The sequence below is a fragment of the Labilithrix luteola genome (assembly GCF_001263205.1).
In the GTDB taxonomy this organism is placed as follows: domain Bacteria; phylum Myxococcota_A; class Polyangia; order Polyangiales; family Polyangiaceae; genus Labilithrix; species Labilithrix luteola.
On sequence record NZ_CP012333.1, the window covers coordinates 409,891 to 428,849 of the forward strand.

The 18,959-nt window shown below is 65.1% G+C and carries 20 protein-coding genes; 10 read left to right on the forward strand and 10 right to left on the reverse strand.

Annotated features, from left to right (window positions below):
- Positions 1-89 precede the first annotated feature (89 nt).
- Positions 90-248, reverse strand: coding sequence for a hypothetical protein (locus AKJ09_RS52580; protein WP_169927176.1), 159 nt, complete (start codon positions 246-248; stop codon positions 90-92).
- A gap of 294 nt (positions 249-542) precedes the next feature.
- On the opposite strand from AKJ09_RS52580, the gene AKJ09_RS01955 reads away from it, so the two are divergent.
- Positions 543-1,226, forward strand: coding sequence for a hypothetical protein (locus AKJ09_RS01955; protein WP_146645470.1), 684 nt, complete (start codon positions 543-545; stop codon positions 1,224-1,226).
- 29 nt (positions 1,227-1,255) lie between these two features.
- On the opposite strand, the gene AKJ09_RS01960 is transcribed toward AKJ09_RS01955, so the two are convergent.
- Together AKJ09_RS01960 and AKJ09_RS01965 are read right to left on the reverse strand one after the other, a co-directional pair.
- Positions 1,256-2,596, reverse strand: coding sequence for a hypothetical protein (locus AKJ09_RS01960; protein WP_146645471.1), 1,341 nt, complete (start codon positions 2,594-2,596; stop codon positions 1,256-1,258).
- Positions 2,597-2,733: 137 nt separating this feature from the next.
- On the reverse strand, positions 2,734-3,852 hold the full coding sequence (locus tag AKJ09_RS01965) for a GTP pyrophosphokinase (protein ID WP_146645472.1): 1,119 nt from the start codon (positions 3,850-3,852) through the stop codon (positions 2,734-2,736).
- A gap of 119 nt (positions 3,853-3,971) precedes the next feature.
- Between AKJ09_RS01965 and AKJ09_RS01970 the strand changes: the two genes are divergently transcribed.
- Together AKJ09_RS01970 and AKJ09_RS01975 are read left to right on the forward strand one after the other, a co-directional pair.
- Positions 3,972-4,742 carry an SDR family NAD(P)-dependent oxidoreductase gene (locus tag AKJ09_RS01970; protein ID WP_146645473.1) on the forward strand — a complete coding sequence of 257 codons (771 nt, stop codon included), beginning with the start codon at positions 3,972-3,974 and terminating at the stop codon, positions 4,740-4,742.
- A gap of 48 nt (positions 4,743-4,790) precedes the next feature.
- Positions 4,791-5,816 carry a glycosyltransferase family 2 protein gene (locus tag AKJ09_RS01975; protein ID WP_146645474.1) on the forward strand — a complete coding sequence of 342 codons (1,026 nt, stop codon included), beginning with the start codon at positions 4,791-4,793 and terminating at the stop codon, positions 5,814-5,816.
- Here AKJ09_RS01975 and AKJ09_RS01980 read toward each other — a convergent pair whose 3' ends face one another.
- Entirely contained in the window at positions 5,817-6,203 is a 387-nt protein-coding gene (locus AKJ09_RS01980; RefSeq protein ID WP_146645475.1) for a VOC family protein, read from the reverse strand.
- A gap of 73 nt (positions 6,204-6,276) precedes the next feature.
- Positions 6,277-7,053 carry a helix-turn-helix domain-containing protein gene (locus AKJ09_RS01985; protein ID WP_146645476.1) on the reverse strand — a complete coding sequence of 259 codons (777 nt, stop codon included), beginning with the start codon at positions 7,051-7,053 and terminating at the stop codon, positions 6,277-6,279.
- 165 nt (positions 7,054-7,218) lie between these two features.
- Here AKJ09_RS01985 and AKJ09_RS01990 point away from each other — a divergent pair, with 165 nt between their 5' ends.
- The 3 genes from AKJ09_RS01990 (at position 7,219) to AKJ09_RS02000 (ending at position 10,579) form a co-directional block, all read left to right on the forward strand.
- Positions 7,219-8,643, forward strand: a complete 1,425-nt coding sequence (locus AKJ09_RS01990) for a DUF4215 domain-containing protein (protein ID WP_146645477.1) — start codon at positions 7,219-7,221, stop codon at positions 8,641-8,643.
- A gap of 116 nt (positions 8,644-8,759) precedes the next feature.
- Positions 8,760-9,173, forward strand: coding sequence for a GFA family protein (locus AKJ09_RS01995; RefSeq protein WP_146645478.1), 414 nt, complete (start codon positions 8,760-8,762; stop codon positions 9,171-9,173).
- 434 nt (positions 9,174-9,607) lie between these two features.
- On the forward strand, positions 9,608-10,579 hold the full coding sequence (locus tag AKJ09_RS02000; RefSeq protein ID WP_146645479.1) for an IS110 family RNA-guided transposase: 972 nt from the start codon (positions 9,608-9,610) through the stop codon (positions 10,577-10,579).
- An 86-nt stretch (positions 10,580-10,665) separates the two neighbouring features.
- Here the strand turns inward: AKJ09_RS02000 and AKJ09_RS02005 are convergent, their stop codons facing one another.
- Both AKJ09_RS02005 and AKJ09_RS02010 read right to left on the reverse strand, forming a co-directional pair.
- The gene (locus tag AKJ09_RS02005) at positions 10,666-11,871 is read right to left on the reverse strand and encodes an FAD-dependent oxidoreductase (RefSeq protein ID WP_146645480.1); all 1,206 of its coding nucleotides are present in this window, start codon (positions 11,869-11,871) and stop codon (positions 10,666-10,668) included.
- A gap of 136 nt (positions 11,872-12,007) precedes the next feature.
- Positions 12,008-13,408, reverse strand: a complete 1,401-nt coding sequence (locus tag AKJ09_RS02010) for an MFS transporter (RefSeq protein WP_146645481.1) — start codon at positions 13,406-13,408, stop codon at positions 12,008-12,010.
- A 103-nt stretch (positions 13,409-13,511) separates the two neighbouring features.
- On the opposite strand from AKJ09_RS02010, the gene AKJ09_RS02015 reads away from it, so the two are divergent.
- Positions 13,512-14,183: a peroxiredoxin gene (locus AKJ09_RS02015; RefSeq protein ID WP_205633569.1), complete on the forward strand. Its 672-nt coding sequence runs from the start codon at positions 13,512-13,514 to the stop codon at positions 14,181-14,183.
- Between the two features lie 16 nt (positions 14,184-14,199).
- On the opposite strand, the gene AKJ09_RS02020 is transcribed toward AKJ09_RS02015, so the two are convergent.
- The gene (locus AKJ09_RS02020) at positions 14,200-14,565 is read right to left on the reverse strand and encodes a VOC family protein (protein WP_169927177.1); all 366 of its coding nucleotides are present in this window, start codon (positions 14,563-14,565) and stop codon (positions 14,200-14,202) included.
- Between the two features lie 66 nt (positions 14,566-14,631).
- Between AKJ09_RS02020 and AKJ09_RS02025 the strand changes: the two genes are divergently transcribed.
- Positions 14,632-14,994, forward strand: coding sequence for a winged helix-turn-helix transcriptional regulator (locus AKJ09_RS02025; protein WP_169927178.1), 363 nt, complete (start codon positions 14,632-14,634; stop codon positions 14,992-14,994).
- Between the two features lie 7 nt (positions 14,995-15,001).
- Here the strand turns inward: AKJ09_RS02025 and AKJ09_RS02030 are convergent, their stop codons facing one another.
- Together AKJ09_RS02030 and AKJ09_RS02035 are read right to left on the reverse strand one after the other, a co-directional pair.
- Entirely contained in the window at positions 15,002-16,435 is a 1,434-nt protein-coding gene (locus tag AKJ09_RS02030) for a hypothetical protein (protein WP_146645484.1), read from the reverse strand.
- A 96-nt stretch (positions 16,436-16,531) separates the two neighbouring features.
- Positions 16,532-17,737, reverse strand: a complete 1,206-nt coding sequence (locus AKJ09_RS02035) for a helix-turn-helix transcriptional regulator (protein ID WP_146645485.1) — start codon at positions 17,735-17,737, stop codon at positions 16,532-16,534.
- Positions 17,738-17,964: 227 nt separating this feature from the next.
- On the opposite strand from AKJ09_RS02035, the gene AKJ09_RS02040 reads away from it, so the two are divergent.
- Together AKJ09_RS02040 and AKJ09_RS02045 are read left to right on the forward strand one after the other, a co-directional pair.
- On the forward strand, positions 17,965-18,546 hold the full coding sequence (locus AKJ09_RS02040) for a response regulator (RefSeq protein WP_146645486.1): 582 nt from the start codon (positions 17,965-17,967) through the stop codon (positions 18,544-18,546).
- Positions 18,543-18,953 carry a DUF7793 family protein gene (locus AKJ09_RS02045; RefSeq protein WP_146645487.1) on the forward strand — a complete coding sequence of 137 codons (411 nt, stop codon included), beginning with the start codon at positions 18,543-18,545 and terminating at the stop codon, positions 18,951-18,953. The genes AKJ09_RS02040 and AKJ09_RS02045 overlap by 4 nt, the downstream gene beginning before the upstream one ends.
- The last annotated feature ends 6 nt before the right edge of the window (positions 18,954-18,959 follow it).

Consider the following 18,959-nt stretch of genomic DNA (forward strand, 5'->3'; position numbering starts at 1 on the left):
CGGATCGGTGCCGCTGTCCTTTCCGCTGTCCGTGCCGCTGTCCTTTCCGCTGTCCGTGCCGCTGTCGCGACCAGGTTTGGTGCCGGAATCTACCTCGTTCTCGTTCCCCCTGCGTCGGCGCCGGTGGGGTCGGAGGAAGTCGTCTCCGGGTCGGACGAACAGCCGGCGCTCGTCGCGACGAGAGCCGCGAGAAACGCACTGCTGAAGATATTGTTGAAGACACTGCTCGTGAGGCGGGCTTTGAACATTGGAAGACTGCTTCGTAGCGCGGTTGAACGACGGCTAGAGTGCCGTGCACAGTCCTCGATCGGGCGTCGTCCGTCCAATCCTTCGTGCACGCGGACACCCCCCGATCGCGGGCATGCGCAGCCACCGTGCTTCGAATTCACTCCGCCGTCACGCTCGATTCATGTCTCCTTCACGCATCGTTGCGGCCGCGCTTGCGCGGCGCGTCGAGAGACCGAGAGACCAGGTGTAGCCCGTGGTGGGTTCTCCGACCCGCCCGACCACGCGTACGTGCGTGCCCCTGCTATACGAGGTGCATGCGTTGGTGGTGTTCAGTGCTGCTCGCGGGGGTTGGAGCGTGCAGTAGCGAGCCCACGCGTGTCCTCGATCATCGATCGGGCACGACCAACGAACCCGACGCAGGGCCTCCCGCAGCGGCCGACGCGAGCGCTCCGGCGGATGCGTCGTCCTCCGGCGATGCTTCCGCCGACGACGCAGGTCCGGCAGGCCCTGTGCGCCCCTGCCCTGCTCCGCCGGCGACTGGAGCCGAGAAGGAGATCTTCGGCGACGCCGCGACGACCGGCTGGTCGGTGAACGGATTCCATCGCGAGGTCACCATGGGATCGCCCGCTTGCTCGGGCGCGGTCTCCGTCGGCTACAGCTCGCATCAGTACGACGGCCTCGGGTTCTACGCGAACGACGGCGCCAACGAGATCGACGCGCAGGCCTTGGAGTTCCGCATCTGGATCGATCGTGATGCCGTCGTGAGCGCCGCTGCCGCGCCTGGGAATCCGCCGAACGACATCCACCAGTACTTCCTCGCGACGCAAAGCGAGTGGTCGTGGAAGAAGGGCTGGAACGAGGCTCGGTTCACCATCCCCGCGTCGTACGGCAAGACGGGTCAGGTTCTCTTCGAAGTGCAGAGCTGCTCGGCCCCTGCGTGCGACGCCAACGTGAGCATCGACCTCCGAATCGACGACCTCCGTCTCGTCACACGTTGATCGTCAGCACCTGCACCTGACGCTTCGAGTCAGGGCACACGCTGGAACGCGCCGTCGAGACAGGCGCAATCGATCTCCGCGCTCGACGTGGCGCCCACTGTGCGACCAATGGCCGTGCACACGACGCCATGCCCTGCTGCAAGCGCAGACCAACCGACGAAGGTACCGGCATCCGGCGCGTCTGGGATCCACTCCTCGATCGCCCCCGTGCCCAACCGAACGCGGAGGATCCGAGGTGCGCCGTCCTTGAAAGCGGGGAACGCCACCGACCCGTTCGTGTAGACCATGCGCGCGTTGGACCCCGGTGCCGGCGCATAGCCTTGCGGAAGGCTGGTCACGAGGCGCCCGACGGGGCTCATGGTTTCACCGAGGTCGACCTCGAAGAGCTCTCCAGCCGAGGTGAGCACGTACGCCATCGGCGCCGTGTCCCGAACCGTCGCCGTCGCATAGCCACCGGGCAGATCGATCGGCGCACCAGCCCCCGCGTCGGAGATCGGCCAACCACTGAAGACGACCGCGCTCGGGTTCGCGAGATTGGTCGCGCGAAGAACTCCGACGATTCGGTCCTGCTCGTGGAGAACTTCGGAGCGCTCGAACTCGCTCGGCTTCCCGGGGAACGACAACGGCGACGCCAGGGTCTCCGAGCCCGCCGCGCCGGTCAGTGTCGAGACCGTGCCCGCATCCCCCTCGAGCGACGACCACGAGAGCACCCTCGGGCCCGCCGTGTCGTCGAACACGCCATCCACGGATCCCTGGGTGCTCGGAAGAATCGCCGCCGTCGCCGGGAGCGGGGCGTCGATGGGGCCCACCCGCACGAGGCCGCCCTTGTTCTCGAACACGCCTCCGTCGGACGCGCCGTAATACCGGTTCAGGAGGCTCACGAAGAGCTGCTCGTGGTTGTCGAACTTCGCCGTCTGCAGACGAGGCAAGAACGTGGGGTTCGCGTCGGTCACCGCCGGAAGCGCGATCTGCGTGGGCACGCCCTTCCCGTCACCCGTCGCGAGCGCGAACGAGTAGAGCGGACTGGTCGTCCCGTTGCGATCCGCGACGGCATAGACCGTATCCCGGATCAGAATGCTGCGAACGGTGGTGGCGATTCCCTTCTTCGACCAGGCCTTGCTCGTGACATCCGTGATCGGGCAAGCCTCGTCGGGCACGTCGAAGACGGCACCGTCACCGCCATCCGCGGCGTCGGTCGCGGCGTCCCCGGGATGGTTCGGTGCCGCGCTGTCGAACGGTGCGGTGGCATCGAACGACGTGACGGGTGCCCCGCCGGACGAATCGTCTTCACATCCGACACCAAACGAGACGGCAAGGAAGGCCGCCGCGGACGAGACGAACATCGAAGCAAGCAAACGTGCACGAAACATCGAAGGGAACCTCGAGCAAGACTTCGAGCGCGAGACGGGGCCCGCAAACGACGCGGATACTCCTCCGCCGTGGCCGCGATGGCCAGCCGAAGCGCGCGTGATACGCGTCTCAATCACCTAACCCGATCGTCCGACGCTCAGCGAACGTCCGTGCCCGTCGGGCCGAGGGTGCCGAAGGCATCGACCAGCATGCTGGCCACGCGGTGGGCCGTACGGGCGTCGTCGGGATAGTCGAGCTCGCGATACAGACGCGCGAGGCGCTCGATCTTCTCGAGACGGAGCGACGACGTCCGAAGCACTTCCACGTGGGCCAGGAAGAACAGCGAGTAGCCACGGAAGATGCGCGCCATCTGCTCGGGCGAGAGCTGCCACGTCTCCCAGGCGAACGCGAAGTACGGCTTCACCATGGCGACGATGACGTCGTGATGCTCGCGAATGCCCGCTCGGGCGTCGGCCACGGTGCGAATTCCACTCGAGGCCAGCATCTTGAGCAGATAACCGGGAAAGAACGGCTCCTCGCCGAGTGGCTTGTCGAGCACGAGGGCGATGTCGCGATCGATGGCCCTCACCTCGTCGCAATCGAGCAACGCCGCGAGCGAGAAGCGATCGAGCTGCACCGAGTCTCCACCAGCCTCGATTTGGGCCGGAAGCGCCCTCGCGTAGCTGTCGAGCTCTCGTCGAATCGCCACGAACTCCTGGTCCGCAAGCTCGAGCAAGCCCGCCAGGCGGTTCAATCGCCGTCGCGTGGGCGCAGGGACTTCCTCGGTCGCCTTGTATCCGAGGTCGTGCTCGATCTCGGCCCAGGCGTGCTCGAGCACCGTGCGCACCTGGATCTCGAAGCGCGCGCGCTCGGGTAGCTCGGTTGGCGTCGCCGCGCCCATGCTGCACACGTAATGGAGCGAGCGGTAGCCGAACTCGGTGGGCTCGCGACGGCGCTTGTCCGTCGAGTGCCCGAAGTCGACGGGCATGCGCGCTTCGAGCAAATTGCCCACGCGATCGACGGCGTCTTCGAAGTACGTGATGACGCGCAAGCCGAGGAGATCGGTGATGGCCCAGAGGTCGGAGTACGACTTGTCGGGCCGCGCGAGCTTGCGCGCCAGGCTCTCGCGCGACTTGAGCCGCACCGTCACCGAGTGAACCTTGAGGGTAGGATCGGCCGCGAGCAGCACGCGAAGCTCGTCCACGAGGCGATCACCGTGACGACGCAGCGAAGGGAGCAACGCGTCGTACTCCTCGAGCAGCGCCTCGTACGGCATGGGCGCGCAATCTTGGCCGAAACTCGGCGGCACGTCGAGCAGGTCGCCTCGCCCGCTCGTGCGCCCCCGCCTGGACGAGGTGCATGACGCCGCGATCCGTTTCGCGCTATTCGGAGGCCATGAGTGCACACAAGCTCGAAGGCCGCCGCGTTCTCGTCACGGGTGCCACGTCCGGAATCGGTCGCGCTTGCGCCGCACGTTTGTACGCCGAAGGCGCCGTGGTGCTCGCCGCCGGCCGCCGTCGAGAGCGTCTCGACGACCTGGCCTCCGAGCTCGGAGAACGTTGCCTGACCGTCGAGCTCGACGTGCGTGATCGCGACGCCGTCGAATCGCTCGCCAAGAGCGAGCTCGGACGACACATCGACATTCTCGTCAACTCGGCCGGGCTCGCGCTCGGGCTCGATCCCGTCCAGCGCGCGTCGGTCGAGGACTGGGAGCGGATGATCGACACGAATTGCAAAGGGCTCGTCTACGCCACGCGCGCCTTCGTACCCGCGATGGTGGAACGCGGCCGAGGCCACGTGGTGCACATCGGCTCGGTGGCCGGAACGTATCCTTATCCTGCGGGGCACGTGTACGGCGGGACGAAAGCGTTCGTGCATCAGTTCTCGCAGGCGATGAAGAGCGACTTCGCGGGAACGGGTGTGCGCGTGACGTGCGTGGAGCCCGGCATGGTGGAGACCGAGTTCTCCGTCGTCCGCTTCGAGGGCAACGAAGACCGCGCCAAGAAGGTCTACGAAGGAATGACGCCGCTCTCGGGCGATGACATCGCCGACATCGTCGCCTTTGCCGTCACGCGGCCGGCACATGTGAACCTCAATGTCGTCGAAGTCATGCCGACGGCGCAGGGGTTCGGTCCGTTCCTCGTCCAGCGCACCCCCGCGAAGTGAGCCCCTCGGCTTAAGCCTCACACACGGCGGTCGTTCTCTTCTCGGAGGATGGCCGCCGAATCGTTTCGCACGCTCTCGCTCTGCATGATCGTGCGAGACGAGGAGAGCAATATCGAAGGATGCCTACGGAGCGTCCAGGGCGTCGTCGACGAGATCGTCGTCGTCGACACCGGCTCGAAAGACCGCACGATCACCATCGCGCGCGACTTCGGCGCCCTCGTGGTCGAAGAAGCCTGGACGAACGACTTCTCCGCGCCGCGCAATCGATCCATCGAGCTCGCGACCAAAGATTGGATTCTGGTCCTCGCAGCCGACGAGCGCATCGCCCCCGCCTCGGGCCGGCGGATGCGCGAGGTCGTCGGTCGCACGCGCGCTCGCGGCCTGCAGGTGCGGGTGCGCAATCTCATGCCTGCAGGAGAGACGGCCCTCTTCGACGAAGTGCCTCAAACACGGCTGTTCGAGCGCAGGACCGAGCATCGCTACGAAGGGATCATCCACGAGCAGATCGCGCCATCGATCGTGCGAGGCGGCGGCACGATCGCGAAGGCCGATCTCCTCGTGGTTCATCACGGCTACCAGCAAGACCTGGTCCAAGGCGATCGAAGCCGCGCGCGACGGAACCTCACCCTCCTCGAGAAGCAAGTCGAGCTCACGCCGCGCGATCCGTACGTGCTCTACAACCTCGGGTGCACCTACAAGGCCGTGGGCAATCTCGCGGCCGCTCGAGGGGCACTCGAAGCGGCGGAGGCGAACGACCATGGCGCCCTCGATGCGAGCTCGAGGCTCGGGCTCCAAACACGCCTCGCGCAGCTCGCTCTGGCCTCGCGACAGGATGCGATTGCGGTCGCCCGCGCGCGAAAGGCTCTCGCCATCTCGCCATCGAATCCCGTTGCTCTGCAGGTCGTTGCGCTCGGCCTCGTGGCCCTGGGCGATCGCGCGGGGGCGCTCGCCGCGTTCGCCAAGCTGAGGCGCTCACCGGTCGTGAATCCCTCGCTTGCGACAGACATCGATCGACTCCTCGCGCGACTCGCACCGGCGGGACCGACCGCACGCGCGGCCCCCCTCGAGCGATGACTACTTCAGCGGCGCGAACAGGCTGACGTGCGCGCCGTCGGGGTCGGCGACGAGCGCATAGCGCTGTCCCCAGAACGCATCCCACGGCTCTTTCACGCCCTCGAACCCGGCGGCCACGATCGCGGCGTACGTCTTGTCGACGTGCTTCGGCGAGTCGCACAGGAACGCGAGCGAGAGGCGCTGCCCGCGCGGGGCAACCCATCCCGGGGTGAGCTTCTTGTCGAGCTCGACCGCATTGAGGGAAATGCGATAGCCGTTCGGCGTCTTCACTTCGACGTAGTCTTCGCCCTCGGGATCGGGAAAATCGAGGCCTACGAGGCGATAGAAGCGAACCGAGCGAGGCAAGTCCGCGGAGACGATTCCAACCATGTCGGGGACGATCGGCATGCGACATCGTTAGCCGCGAATGCGATGGGGGTCTTGTACGAATCGGACGTCGCCGTGCGGTCAGGCGCGACGGTCACGTGTTCGAGCTGGATGTACCGGCCCCGCGGGCGGCGTACTCGCGCGCCAGTGCAGCGGGCGTGACGCGCGCCAGCTCGCGAAAGTCTCGATTCATATGAGCCTGATCGGTGTATTGCGCAATCGTCGCGACATCGATCGGAGAGCCGCCGTCGGCCAGCGCATTCGCCGCGCGCTGCAAGCGCATCACGCGCCCGAAGAGCTTCGGCGCAACGCCCACGCGTTCCGTGAATCGACGCGACAGCTGACGCTCCGACAGATTCACCCGAGCCGCCGTCGCCCGCACCGAGTGCCCTTCCCCGAGCAGCCGGACCGCCTCCCGCATGCGAAGGTCCGTGGCATCGGCGTGAGAAGCGAGTCGGCTGCGAAGAATCGAGGAGAATGCGGGCGACAACGTGGCGAGGAGCTCGGGCGCCTCGCGCTTCGCCGATCGCCGCATTCGCTCCAACAGATCGTGTTCGATGACCGAACCGCGGTCGCGCCATAGCTCGCGAAGCGGCGCATCGCGATCGGTCAGCTCGCGAGCAGCTTCCGGCACGAGACGGGCAGCCTCGCCCGGCAGGAAGCGAATAGCGGCCACGGGCGCCGAGAGCGCCGGCGAAAGGATGGCTTCGGTCATCGTGCCGACGACTTCGACCTGACCGTCGCCGAAGACAATGAGATCGATACATCCGTCGGGCAGCACGCGGTGTTCGCCCGACGGCCCCGTGATCGCCCAGAAGCAGGCGACGAGAGACGAGAGCGACGGCGGCGGCGGCAGCTCGACGTACGACATGGCTTGCCTCGGTGCGTCGAGCCTAGCAGGCCTGCGTCACGAGCGCGGACGAGTCACACTCCGCGTCGGCACAAGGAAGCTCGAGCGGAAAATCCTCGGCGTCGTCCAGCCGAGGTCCCACGGAGGCTCCACGAACGAGTACGATGCGCCTCTCGGCGAATCTTCATGCGATCCCTCGATCACCGACACTCCCTGGCCCTTCTCTTCGTCTCCTTCGCCGCCATGGCTGCTTGCGGCGACGAAGCCGTCATCGAAAAGCCGGACGCCCAGACTCCGAGCACCGAACTTCCCGATGGAGCGCCTCCGGACACGTCGGAGCCCGATGGACAGGCTCCCGCAAGCGACGCGAGTGACGCCGCCGACGTCGACGCCGCCGACGCACCCTCTTGCGGTGACGGCGTACTCGACACCGACGAGGCCTGCGACGACGGCAACGTCGAAGGTAGCGACGGATGTTCCTCGACGTGCCAGGTCGAGGCCGGATGGACGTGCGTGGAGGCGGGCAAGCCGTGCACCACGATCTGCGGAGACGGGATCCTCGCCGGCAAGGAAGAGTGTGACGACGGGAACAAGGCCGCGGGCGACGGTTGCTCCGCGGTGTGCCGCCTCGAAGACGGCTTCAAATGCCCTCCCGCCGCGCCGTGCACGCCCACCACTTGTGGTGACGGCGTCCCCGAGGGCACCGAAGCCTGCGACGACGGTAACAACGACCTGGGAGACGGATGCTCCCCGCTCTGCAAGCTCGAGCCGAAGTGCAAGGACGGCGCCTGCGACGATCGCTGTGGCGACGGAGTCATCACCGGCGCCGAAACGTGTGACGACGGCAACAAGCGGTCGAACGACGGATGCTCGTCGACCTGCGCGGTCGAAGACGGCTTCACGTGTGCCGTTCCGGAGGGCGTGCCCAACGCCCCAATCACCATCGTCTACCGCGACTTCCGCGGCTACGATCTTCCCCCGAAAGGGGTCCTTCCTCGCGGCCACATCGACTTCGAGAACAAGAACAGTGGCTCCGAGACGGGCATCGTCATGGGCACTCTCGGCTCGGACGGGAAGCCCGTCTATGCCAAAGACGGCCTCTCGAGTGCGAACACCTCGGGCAAGGCGCCCTTCGATCAGTGGTACCGCGACACGCCGAACATGAACCGCACGATCATCGGGAAGCTCGATCTCGCGCTCCAGGGTGACGCTAGCTACGTCTACGATGCACCGCAGTTCTTCCCGCTCGATGCCAAAGGATGGGTCGCCGACGGCGACGAGCCCGCCCGCGCCGGTGGACACAACTTCAGCTTCACGACCGAGACGCGCTTCTGGTTCACGTACCAGGGTACGGAGATCATCCGCTTCCGCGGTGACGACGACGCGTTCGTGTTCGTCAACGGCAAGCTCCTCGTCGACCTCGGCGGCATTCACGGCCCGCTCGACGCGGCAGCCAACCTTCCTCAGCATCCCGAGCTCGGACTCCAGCTCGGTCACGTCTACGACGTGGCTATTTTCCAGGCCGAGCGTCATACGAGCGGCTCGTCGTACCGGGTGGCCGCGCCCCCGTCGATCGTGCGGGCCAGCGTGTGCACGCCGTCCACTCCATGAGGTGACTGGACAGCGCGAACGGCGGGCGATAGGCCCTCGCGCATGATCGGCTACTACGCCGCCTTCGTCATCGATCCCGACGGAAACAACATCGAGGCCGTGTACCGAGAAGTCCGATGAGCGAAGACCGAAAGATGCTACGCGGCTCGTGCTACTGCCGGGCCGTCCAGTACGTCGTGGCCGACGCGTTCGGCTACGCCGCAATCTGCCATTGCGGGAACTGCCGTCGCACCACGGGCTCGGCGTTCAAACCGTTCGCCGGAATCGAATGCAACGAGCTTCGGGTGATCGAGGGCAAGAGCAACCTCTCGACCTACGGCGACGAAACCGCACACGACGCGCATTGCAAGGGATGTGGCTCGCTCCTCTACTCGGTCGTTCGCGACGGCGCGTTCGTCCACGTTGCCATGGGAACGCTGCTCGACGAGCCCACGATTCGGCCCACGCATCACATCTTCGTCGGCTCGAAGGCCCCCTGGTTCACGATCGGCGACCAGCTCCCACAATACGAAGAGCACGCCCCGGATTGAATCGTCGGAGTTCGCCGCGGTAGTATCGTCACTCATCACCGTCGCGAAAAGACATCCGTCTTCACAGGAAGGTCGGAAGATCGGAAGGTTTTGTTATCGCTCGGCGTAAAGCGCCAAACTGCGCTTGCTGGGGAATTGAATGCCCCCGATGCCGACGCGGTGTCGCACGATTTGCCCCGCTCTCCGCCCCAAAAACTTCCGCCCTTCCGCACTTGTATAGATCCCCGTCCTCGCGCGGCGTTCCGCGCGGTAAAAAGATCCTTCGTACGACAGATCGATTCCGCCAAGGTCCTGAGAGGCCGACAGGAAGCAAGACTCGTCGTACGAAGGACCTACTCCCAACGAGCTCGAATGGCTGTGTGAGCCTCCCAAAGCGGAGAGCTCGAATCACGTTACAAGACCGGGCATCGGGAGGAAGGTCGCGTCCCCCTCGCATGGAGGAAGTCGTGACCCAGTACATCGGCATCGACGTCTCGAAAGATCATCTCGATGTGGCAAGTGAGGACGGAAAGACCGTCTTCCGTGTCGGCAACACGGAGGAAGGTCAGACCCAGCTTCTCCAGCGCCTGATGGAAATGAAACCCAAGCTCGTCGTGCTCGAAGCCAGTGGAGGTTTCGAGCTCGACGTCGTTCTCGCTCTCGGCAGCGCGAAGCTTCCCGTCGCGGTGGTCAGTCCGAGTCAGGTTCGACATTACGCGAAAGCCCTCGGCATCCTGGCGAAGACTGACGCGATCGACGCGAACGTCATCGCGCGATTCGGGGCTGCTACGACACCCACACCACAGCCAGTTCCGGACGAAGAAACGCTGGAATTGGAGGCTCTTTTGCTTCGTCGGCGTCAGCTCGTCTCGATGTTGGCCACCGAGAAGAATCGGCTCGCGACGTTCAGCATCACGCGAAAGGTCGGCGGCGAAAAAGCGGTGAAGAGCATCCGGCGGACGATCGAATTTCTCGAGGAGCAGCTTGAGTCGCTCGACGAGACGACACGCGCTCAGCTGCAGAAGAGTCCTCTGTGGAAGGAAAAGGAGGACCTACTTCGCTCCGTCCCCGGCATCGGACCGGTCACCGCTCGGACTCTGATCTCGGATCTGCCGGAGCTCGGAAGGCTTACTCGCAAGTGCATCGCCGCGCTCGCTGGCCTTGCGCCCTTCAATCACGATAGCGGGGGCCACACCGGCAAGCGTCGCGTCCGCGGCGGCCGCACGACCGTGCGCAGTGCGCTCTACATGGCCTGCGTCGCATCGCTGAAATGCAATCCGCTCATCAAGGCGTTCTTCGACCGGCTTCGCGCCACGAAGCCGGCCAAAGTCGCCCTGACGGCGTGCATGCGAAAGATGCTCACCATCCTGAACTCGATGGCGCGCACAGGCCGAAAATGGTCCCCCGAGCTGCCTGTCAGCTCTTGACGGAGGTTATGGCTGCTTCCTGTGAAAAATCTCGGGTCGAATCCATCGGTGTTTGACGGACGTCTGTTATCCGAACGGCATTGGATCTAAGGGGCGTTCGCGCTGTGAACGTGCTCGGGCCTAATCCCTACGCCCACGAGCTGGGCGGGGAACCGGTGGAGCCACGCCGTGCGATCGTAGAAGCGAAGCGCCGGGCCCACGCGCAAAGGTGCACGACCATCGAGTGCACGTTCGATGACCCGCTTCTGGACGAAAACCTGCAGCGCCTGCGTCACGCGCGTGGGCAGCATTCGCCGGCGCTGCACGGCTTCGAGTTGCGCCGTGGTCACGGCGCCGGAACGTAGTGACTCGGCGAGCAGATTGGCGGTCGCAACCGCGTCTTGAATCGCGAGGTTGATCCCCACGCCGCCCACCGGCGACATGGCGTGCGCCGCGTCGCCGATGCAGAGCAGGCCCGGCTTGAACCAGCGCTTCAACCGGTCGACGCGTACGATGAGGAGCTTCACGTCGTCGAAGCTCCGTAGCTCCTCCACGCGATCGGAGAGAAATGGCACCGTCTCGGCGAGGTCCCGGCGAAACGTCTCGATGCCGCGCGCCTGCACGGTATTCATTCCGCCCTTTGCGATGATGTATGCAATTTGCCAATAATCGCCGCGATCGAGCAGGGCGAGGAACTTCCCGTTCGCAAGCCAACCGAGGGCCTGACGCGGGTCGGACTCTCGACGCGGAAGCCGGAACCAGAGGACGTCGATGGGCGCTCCGATGTCTTCGACCAAGAGACCGGCGTGGTCGCGCACGAGCGAATTACGTCCGTCGGCGGCAATCACGAGATCGGCTCCAATCTCGCTCTCGCCTTCCGGTCCGACGACTCGAACACCTCGCACCATTCCGCGCTCCTCGACGAGCCCCACGACAGCAGTACGCATCCGAAGATCGAAGTGCGGATAGGCACGCGCGCGCTCGGCGACGAAGTCGAGGAAATCCCATTGAGGCATGAACACGACGAACTTCTTGCTCGTCCGAACCTGATCGAAGTCGGCAAGCGCAAGCTCGGTACCCTGCATGTGCACGCGGAGCCGCGACACCTCCTGATGAGGCATCTTCAAGAAGTCATCGAGCCAGCCGAGCTCCTCGAGAACCTCGAGCGTCGAGGGGTGAACCGTGTCGCCTCGAAAGTCACGCAAGAAGTCAGCGTGCTTCTCGAGCACGACGGTGTCGATGCCGGCACGCGCGAGAAGCGCGCCCACCATGATCCCCGCCGGCCCACCCCCCACGACGCAGACGCGACTCATGCGACGGACGTAAGGACGAAACGAGCGTCGGGCAAGCCAGCGCGCGACCCGAGCGCGAGCAGTGCGATCGCGAGGCGGCCCCGGTAAGGCCACTGACCTCGTGCGCGATGCGCGATCGGAGATGTGAGATGCGAAGCTACGCGGCTTCGGCCGTCGCGGGCTTCGCCTCGTCCTCGCGATCGGTCTTCGTCATCCAGCTACGCCCGAGCCAGATACCGATGGGACCAATCATGGTCGATGCGCCGATGATGGCCCAGAGCAACCACACCTGGCGCGGGCCCGTCGGCGGACAGAACGTGGACAGCAGGTAACCCGACGACGGTCCGACCAGAAACTTCGCGAGGAAGTACGGCAAGGACGCCAGGCTCACGTACGTGGCTTCTCGGCCGCGCGGAGCGATCGAGAGATTGTACTCGTAGAGACGCGGCGACCAGAGCGCTTCCCCGATGGTGAGGAAGAGAATCATCGTGATCTGGTACGGCATCGTCGAGCCGAAGCAGAGCACGAACGGGCTCAGCGACGAGATGAACGCGCCGAAGAGGAGCACCTGGAACGGCTTGCGATTGCGCGTGAGCGCGGTGCCGAGCGGCGCGAGGAAGAGAATCAAAAGCGAGTTGACCGACCAGACCGTGCCGACCGGGAATGCGTCGCCCTGTTCGCGGATCACGTACTTCGGCCACGTGAAGTGCATGTGCTGGAACATCATGCGAACCAGCGACAGGAACCCGAGCAAGACGAGGAAGCGCCAGAACGGCTTGTCGGAGAGGACTTCCTTCAAGGCGACGAGCGGGTTGCCCTTCTTCGCCGGCTTGACGTCGTTTGCTTCCTCGGGATCGACGCGGTGTTCGAACGACGGGCGAACGAACGAGATGACCACGAGCGCGATCACCGCGAAGACGAAGCCGAGTGCCATGATGGCTCGGTTCGCCGTGAACATCGTCTCACCGAGAATCGGTAGGTTCAGTGCCTTGGGCGCGAGCTTCCCCGTCTCCGAATTCAAGAAGGCGTGACGGGTGCCATCGATGACGAGCGGACCGCACATCGCGCCCGCCAGGTTGAAGCTCACGTACCAGAGCGAGAACGCGAACGAGCGCGTCTTCTTTCCCGACGCGCGGTGCACGGCGGTCTGCAGCACCGGCGAGGTGGTCGCGTAGGCGAAGCCGAAGGCAAGAAGCGTGGCGATGGCCATCGAGGGCGACGGCGCAATGGCCATCGCCAAGCGCGTCAGGGCGGCGAGACCGAACGAGATGATCAGCGTGCGACGAACGCCCATCGCGTCGGCAATCGAGCCGACGAGGAACACGAAGAGCGTGACGAGCGTGGAGAACAGCGCGGCCCAGTTGCCCGCCTGCTTGTCGTCGAACCCGTAGTCGCCCGAGAGCCAGAGCGGCAGCGTGGGCAAGAACGAGAAGATGCCGAGGTACTCGAAGAACGTCGCCGCGTAGACGAGCCATAGCTCGCGAGGGCAATCGAGAAGCGCCCGGAGGTCTTCTCTGAGCGTGGTCTTCGGGGACTCGGAGGAACTCAAACTCGCCACGGCGCGGGACGGTAGCCGATGTCACTCGATTGGGGGAGACGAGCAATTCACGCTTCCGTCACGTTTCTAGCTGGAGCGTTTACGCTGCGCCTCGTCGTCGGAAATGACGCGCTCGTACGTAAAGAAGCGCTGCGGCAAGGTTCGCGTCTCGCCTGCCCACTCGCTCGGATATCTTGCGTGCATGCTCGTTCGCACCACGCTCGTCGCCATGCTCGCGCTCGCTGCAGTTGCAGGTTGCAACGACAAGAAGACCGACGCGGCACCGCCTACCACGAGCGGCGCGGCCTCCGCCTCGACCGCCTCGTCAGGCACATCGACCGCGCCGAAGACCGACACGTTGAAGGAGGGCGACCCGGCACCGGACGTCGAGATGACGCTCCAGGACGGCCGCAAGACGAAGCTCTCCAGCCTCAAGGGCCACTATGTGGCCATCTACTTCTACCCGAAGGACGAGACGCCCGGCTGCACGGTCGAGGCGCAGAACTTCCGCGATCGCGCCGAAGACTTGAAGAAGGCCGGCATCACCGTGATCGGCGTCTCCACGCAAGACGCCGCTTCGCACAAGGCGTTCATCGAGAAGGAGAAGCTCCCGTTCGACCTGGCCGTCGACGAAGACGCGTCACTCGCCAAAGCATTCGGCGTGCCCTCGCTCCGTCCTGGCCTGCACGCGCGCCAGACGTTCCTCATCGGCAAAGACGGCACGATCAAGAAGGTCTGGCGCGACGTGACGCCGAAAGATCATGCCGACGAAGTCATCGCCGCCGCCAAGAGCTGACGAGCGCCCACGCCAGTCAACGAGAGTTCGCGAGGTCCAGATACTCGACCGCGCGACCGTCCTGGTGACGCACGACGAAGCGACGTCCTGACGGGACCTCTTCGGGCGCGACGAGCACTTCGGTGCGTCCCTGCATGCGCTGCCAGAAGGCGTCGAGATCGTCGACCACCAGGATCCCCTCCACCTCCAAAGCGACGTCGAGCGCGGCCTTGTCCCGAGCGCTCACGACGACCATCGGGCCGAGCCAGGACACAGTGAATCCCTGGTGCGAGAACTCGGCTTTGAGCGGCAAGCCGAGGACCTCGCGATAATGCGCAACCGTGTTTGCGTAGTCGGCGAAGTCTTCGACGACCACCGGATAGATGACGTTCGTGATCTCCATGCACGGCAACCTAGCGAGCGGGCATCTCGCGGCCCATACTCACTCGGGAGTGAGCGAGGCGCGCCCATGAAGCAGACGCAAACGAGCACACGGAAGACCAGCTCGACGAACTTCGGCAATCAGCGAATCCTCGCGCGAGCCTGCGTGCTCAACGACGCGCTCTACCGCATCGCCATGCGCTGGAAGATGCAGGTGCTCTATTCGGTATTCCGCGGACACGATTCGTTCGGTGCCTTGAAGCGCGAGCTGCCCAGCGTCACCGACCACGTTCTCGGTCGGCGTCTGCGCGAGCTCACGGCAGAGGGCCTCCTCGACAAGCACCCCAACGGTGAACGACGCTTCGTCTACACCGTGACGAAGCGCGGGCGCGGTCTACTCGACATCATGCAACGAATCTGTGATTGGGAAGTTGCCGCGCCCACCATCTGAGGTTCGCTCAAAGCCCGACGACGAGACCGCCGGCCAGCCCGACCGAGAACACGCTGTACTCCGCACGTTTCTGGGCAACTTCGGTTTTGCCCGTGAGCGGGACTTCGAGCGAGGGACCGAGAAGGAGCCCGAAACCGGGAGTCGGAGAAAAGACGAAGAAGGCGTCGAGGTCGAATCCGAGATGGTAGTCGTCGTCACCATCGAGCCCGCTCGAGCGTTCGATGGCCGAATTGACGTAGGTGACACCCACACGAGGCCAGACCGCGATGCCCTTGGTGAGGGACTTGTAATAGCCCGCGCGCGGCGAGAGAGCGTACGACACCATCGTCATTCCGGTGGGCGACGGAAACAGTGAGCGTCGGTCCATCGAGACCTTCTCCCAGCCGACGCTCCCCGACATTCCAACAGTGAGTCCGAACGGAGTTCGATAGTCGACCGACAGGCGAGGTGCCTGCGGGCTGTACGCGGCGAGTTGGGCGGTTGCCACGTCGAAGTTCTTTGCCGTCTGCTCGTCGGCGTTGGTCTTCGTCGACGACGCCGTATAGCGAATCAAGGGAACGACGCGGTCGATGCCGATCAAGAGAGTGGGCTCGAGCTCCGCGTCGGCGGACTCTTCGTCGTCGCCCCCCGACCTTCCGAGACGCCCGGTGATTCCCGCGGACACGCCAATGCGAACGAGCCGGTTGTCGGCCGTCGCCACAGGCATGACGCCGTGATCCGGCGAACCGGAGGTGAAGTGCTGCCGGTCGTCGAACGGGATGTCGATCGAGGGCCCGATGCTGAATGCCCACGAACGACGCGGCGCATAGAGAAGTTTCGCGTCCACCGAGAGCTGGAAGTAGGCGAAGTCCTCGGGCTTCGTGCTCGTGATGTAGCTGCCCGCCAGACGCGGCCAGACGGCGAGCTTGGACGTCAGCGGGAACATACCGCCAACGCGCACGAGCCCTCCACCGATATGCGTCTCGAGCGTGGAGTCCGTCAGCGTCTGCTGGACGAAGATCGAACCGCCGAACGTGAGACGATCGGTCAGCAGAACGTCGACGACGACGGGCCGGAGCACACGCGCGGTCGAATCTCCGAGCGCCGTGGAGACCAGCGCTTGCGACGTTGCCGGCACGCCGCCGAAGGAGAACAACGGGAGCGCCTGATCGATCGAGAGTAGGATTGTCCCACGTTTCGCGAACGGGAACGTCGGAGGCGCCGTCGTGACCGCCGCGGCAGGCGGAGTCGGCGCCGGAAAGGCAGGCTCGCTGGGCGCAACCGGCGGGGTGGTCTCCACCGGCGCAGGCGCGGAAGCTTCTGCGGGCGGCTCTTCGCTCGGCATCGACTGCGCTGCGGCCTCTCGACCGACGAGCAACGCCGCGATCGCCGCTGCCGCGAAAGAGCCCTTCGTCCAAATCACGCTCCGCGAGCGAAAGAAGACCGATGCAGCGCGAGCCATCGTCGACCGCATCTACCACGTCCGCCGGCGCGCACGACGTGCTTCTGGCGCTCGCCTCGTTCGAGCTGTCGGCGTACCTGGGATTGCGCGTGACCGCTATTTCGACTTTGCCTGCGCTGCGAGGAGAGCACGGCGCGTCGAGCTGCGTGTTTTCTTCAAGACGTTCGCAACCTGATTCGCAATCGTGTGCACGGAGCGAGCACGACGTCGTGCAATGTCTTCGTTCGACAAGCCTCGCTGCACGAGCTCGAAGATCTCGTGCTCCGTCGAGGTGAGCGACGTGATGTCGACCGGAACGGCTGGCGTGTCGGTGAGGAGCGACGCGACGCGAACCAGATCGAGCCGATTCGAAAGACTCAATTTCGCCGCCGTGTTGGCGAGCGACGTCGACACGACGGACGACGATAGGCCCAGGCCATAGCCAATCAGCTTCACGGGAACGCCGCGCGCCGCGAGGCGCAGGACCTCGATCTCGCGCCGCGAGAGCGCTCGGTGGGTTCGACGGCTCGGCGCATTCTCGAGGACCACGTACTGCCGTCGGCCTCCGTCGTACCGCTCGACGATGCTCACCTCGCCCGCCACGAGGGCATTCCACACGTCCACGGCGTCTGCGCTCTGGCGCTCCTTTCTGGATCGGGCTCGCTCGATCCGACGCACGCGCTCACTCATGACGCTCGCGTCCGGCGCGCCGTCCTCCTTGTGGAGGAGACGCCCCTCCGTCGTGAGAACGGCGCGCACGGCGTCTGGGCGCCGACGCAGACGGCTTCCACTTTCGACGTGCAACGTTACTTGCGAGAGAAGGCGCCGCTCGTGCGGCGAGAGCGTCACGTGGTGCTCGAACGCGAGCCACACCGCAACGATCGCCCCGGGTTCGGGATGCGCGATCAACCCGACGCCATCGGCGATGCCCGCCTTGTCGTACATCTCGTCGATGTACGAGGGGCGAGCGATCACGTGCCGCGCGAGAGTCTCGGACTGTGTGATGGCCAGCGTGGGCGGATAGAAGGTCGCGTCGAACAACTCGACGCCGAGGGACTGGAGATCCTCGTCATTGGCTCCGCGCGTGTGCCGTGCAGTTCCGAGCAGAACCTCCCAGGCCTGCGAGATCGAGCGACGCTCGTCGTCGTGCTCGAATGCATAGAGGCCCGATCCGGTCGCTTTCGTGAACAGGCGCGCGACGGTCTCGGCGATCCCATGCGCCCACTCCTTGTCGTCGACCGACGGCGCGTAGATCGCCTCGATGAGGGCTATCCACGGAGCCCGAGTACGCAAGAGCGCGGTGGCCCGCCCCGGAGGTTTCATGATGATGCGCAGTCCCTCGCATGATCAGATTAAGCGAGGGAGCCGAGAGCCGCCACGGGTGTCGCGTCCTTCCTGCGGCCCCCCCCTCCCCCCCAGGTAAGCGCCAGGCGGTCGAATGACGAAGGGCCGGGCCGAAAGCGAGCTATTCTCGCCCCTCAGGCAATCCCCTAGGTGGGGGAATTGCGAGGGGTGCGGGCTTCAATCACCCTCGGGGGAGCGGGTTTTACATGTCCCAGGAGACCATTCTCCTCGTCGACGACGAGGCGCATGTCGTCGAGGCCCTCGCTCGAACGGTGCGAAACAGTGGCTATCGGATCCTCGAGGCCAGTTCGGGCGCAAAGGCGCTCGAAATCCTCGCGCGGGAGTCCGTCGACCTCGTGATTTCGGACATCGCCATGCCCGAGATGAGCGGGCTCGATCTCCTGCGCGGCATCCGGGTCGCCTATCCGCGCGTTCTTCGGTTCGTTCTCACCGGCTTCGCGTCCCTCGAGTCCGCCATCACCGCCATCAACGACGGTCACGTCGACCGATACTTGACCAAGCCTTGGGAGACCGAGGAGCTTCGCAAGACCGTTCGCGAGGCTCTGGACGGCCGCCATCTTCCCCTCTCGGTCAAGTTGGACCCGCCGCTCTCGCCTCGGCTGAACCAGACACTCGAACGCCTCGTGCGCGGCGTGTGCCCGAAGGACATCGCCACCGACCTCGGCGTGAGCGCTCATACCGCACGCCAGTACGTCAAAGTTCTCTATCGCCGCTTCGACGTCACCACCCGAGCCGAGCTCCTCGTGAAAGTCTTCGGTGCCCGATGACCCAGCCCGACGTTGCGATGCGCGGGTGGAGCATCGTCGGCGACACGTCGAATTCGCGCTTCTTCCAGGTTCGCTCGGGGCTGCTTTGCGCCGTGCCGAGAGACGGCTCTCTCGACGACTTCGAGACGGCCACGGAGAACCGCGAATTTCAGGAATCCTATTTCCGGCGAATTGGTTCCCCCGGAGCCATCATCGTATTGATGGATGGTTTCACCTCGCAAGACCACGCCGCCCGCACGGTCTACCTCGGGTACGACGACAGGCTCCTCCGCGGGGTCGCTCTCGTCGCGTCGAGCCTGCTCGGACGTGCCATCGCCTCGTTCTCGATTGGCCTGCGTCAAAGCAAGTTGCCAATCAAATCGTTTGCAACGCTCGAGCTCGCGCTCGCGTGGGCCGAGAAAGTTTAGCGCCCG

What these genes read in the sequence shown, in the direction of transcription:
- AKJ09_RS52580 (WP_169927176.1), bottom strand. Translation starts at nt 248, where the DNA reads ATGTTCAAAGCCCGCCTCACGAGCAGTGTCTTCAACAATATCTTCAGC.
- AKJ09_RS01955 (WP_146645470.1), top strand. Translation starts at nt 543, where the DNA reads ATGCGTTGGTGGTGTTCAGTGCTGCTCGCGGGGGTTGGAGCGTGCAGT.
- AKJ09_RS01960 (WP_146645471.1), bottom strand. Translation starts at nt 2,596, where the DNA reads ATGTTTCGTGCACGTTTGCTTGCTTCGATGTTCGTCTCGTCCGCGGCG.
- AKJ09_RS01965 (WP_146645472.1), bottom strand. Translation starts at nt 3,852, where the DNA reads ATGCCGTACGAGGCGCTGCTCGAGGAGTACGACGCGTTGCTCCCTTCG.
- AKJ09_RS01970 (WP_146645473.1), top strand. Translation starts at nt 3,972, where the DNA reads ATGAGTGCACACAAGCTCGAAGGCCGCCGCGTTCTCGTCACGGGTGCC.
- AKJ09_RS01975 (WP_146645474.1), top strand. Translation starts at nt 4,791, where the DNA reads ATGGCCGCCGAATCGTTTCGCACGCTCTCGCTCTGCATGATCGTGCGA.
- AKJ09_RS01980 (WP_146645475.1), bottom strand. Translation starts at nt 6,203, where the DNA reads ATGCCGATCGTCCCCGACATGGTTGGAATCGTCTCCGCGGACTTGCCT.
- AKJ09_RS01985 (WP_146645476.1), bottom strand. Translation starts at nt 7,053, where the DNA reads ATGTCGTACGTCGAGCTGCCGCCGCCGCCGTCGCTCTCGTCTCTCGTC.
- AKJ09_RS01990 (WP_146645477.1), top strand. Translation starts at nt 7,219, where the DNA reads ATGCGATCCCTCGATCACCGACACTCCCTGGCCCTTCTCTTCGTCTCC.
- AKJ09_RS01995 (WP_146645478.1), top strand. Translation starts at nt 8,760, where the DNA reads ATGAGCGAAGACCGAAAGATGCTACGCGGCTCGTGCTACTGCCGGGCC.
- AKJ09_RS02000 (WP_146645479.1), top strand. Translation starts at nt 9,608, where the DNA reads ATGGAGGAAGTCGTGACCCAGTACATCGGCATCGACGTCTCGAAAGAT.
- AKJ09_RS02005 (WP_146645480.1), bottom strand. Translation starts at nt 11,871, where the DNA reads ATGAGTCGCGTCTGCGTCGTGGGGGGTGGGCCGGCGGGGATCATGGTG.
- AKJ09_RS02015 (WP_205633569.1), top strand. Translation starts at nt 13,512, where the DNA reads ATGACGCGCTCGTACGTAAAGAAGCGCTGCGGCAAGGTTCGCGTCTCG.
- AKJ09_RS02020 (WP_169927177.1), bottom strand. Translation starts at nt 14,565, where the DNA reads ATGGAGATCACGAACGTCATCTATCCGGTGGTCGTCGAAGACTTCGCC.
- AKJ09_RS02025 (WP_169927178.1), top strand. Translation starts at nt 14,632, where the DNA reads ATGAAGCAGACGCAAACGAGCACACGGAAGACCAGCTCGACGAACTTC.
- AKJ09_RS02030 (WP_146645484.1), bottom strand. Translation starts at nt 16,435, where the DNA reads ATGGCTCGCGCTGCATCGGTCTTCTTTCGCTCGCGGAGCGTGATTTGG.
- AKJ09_RS02035 (WP_146645485.1), bottom strand. Translation starts at nt 17,737, where the DNA reads ATGAAACCTCCGGGGCGGGCCACCGCGCTCTTGCGTACTCGGGCTCCG.
- AKJ09_RS02040 (WP_146645486.1), top strand. Translation starts at nt 17,965, where the DNA reads ATGTCCCAGGAGACCATTCTCCTCGTCGACGACGAGGCGCATGTCGTC.
- AKJ09_RS02045 (WP_146645487.1), top strand. Translation starts at nt 18,543, where the DNA reads ATGACCCAGCCCGACGTTGCGATGCGCGGGTGGAGCATCGTCGGCGAC.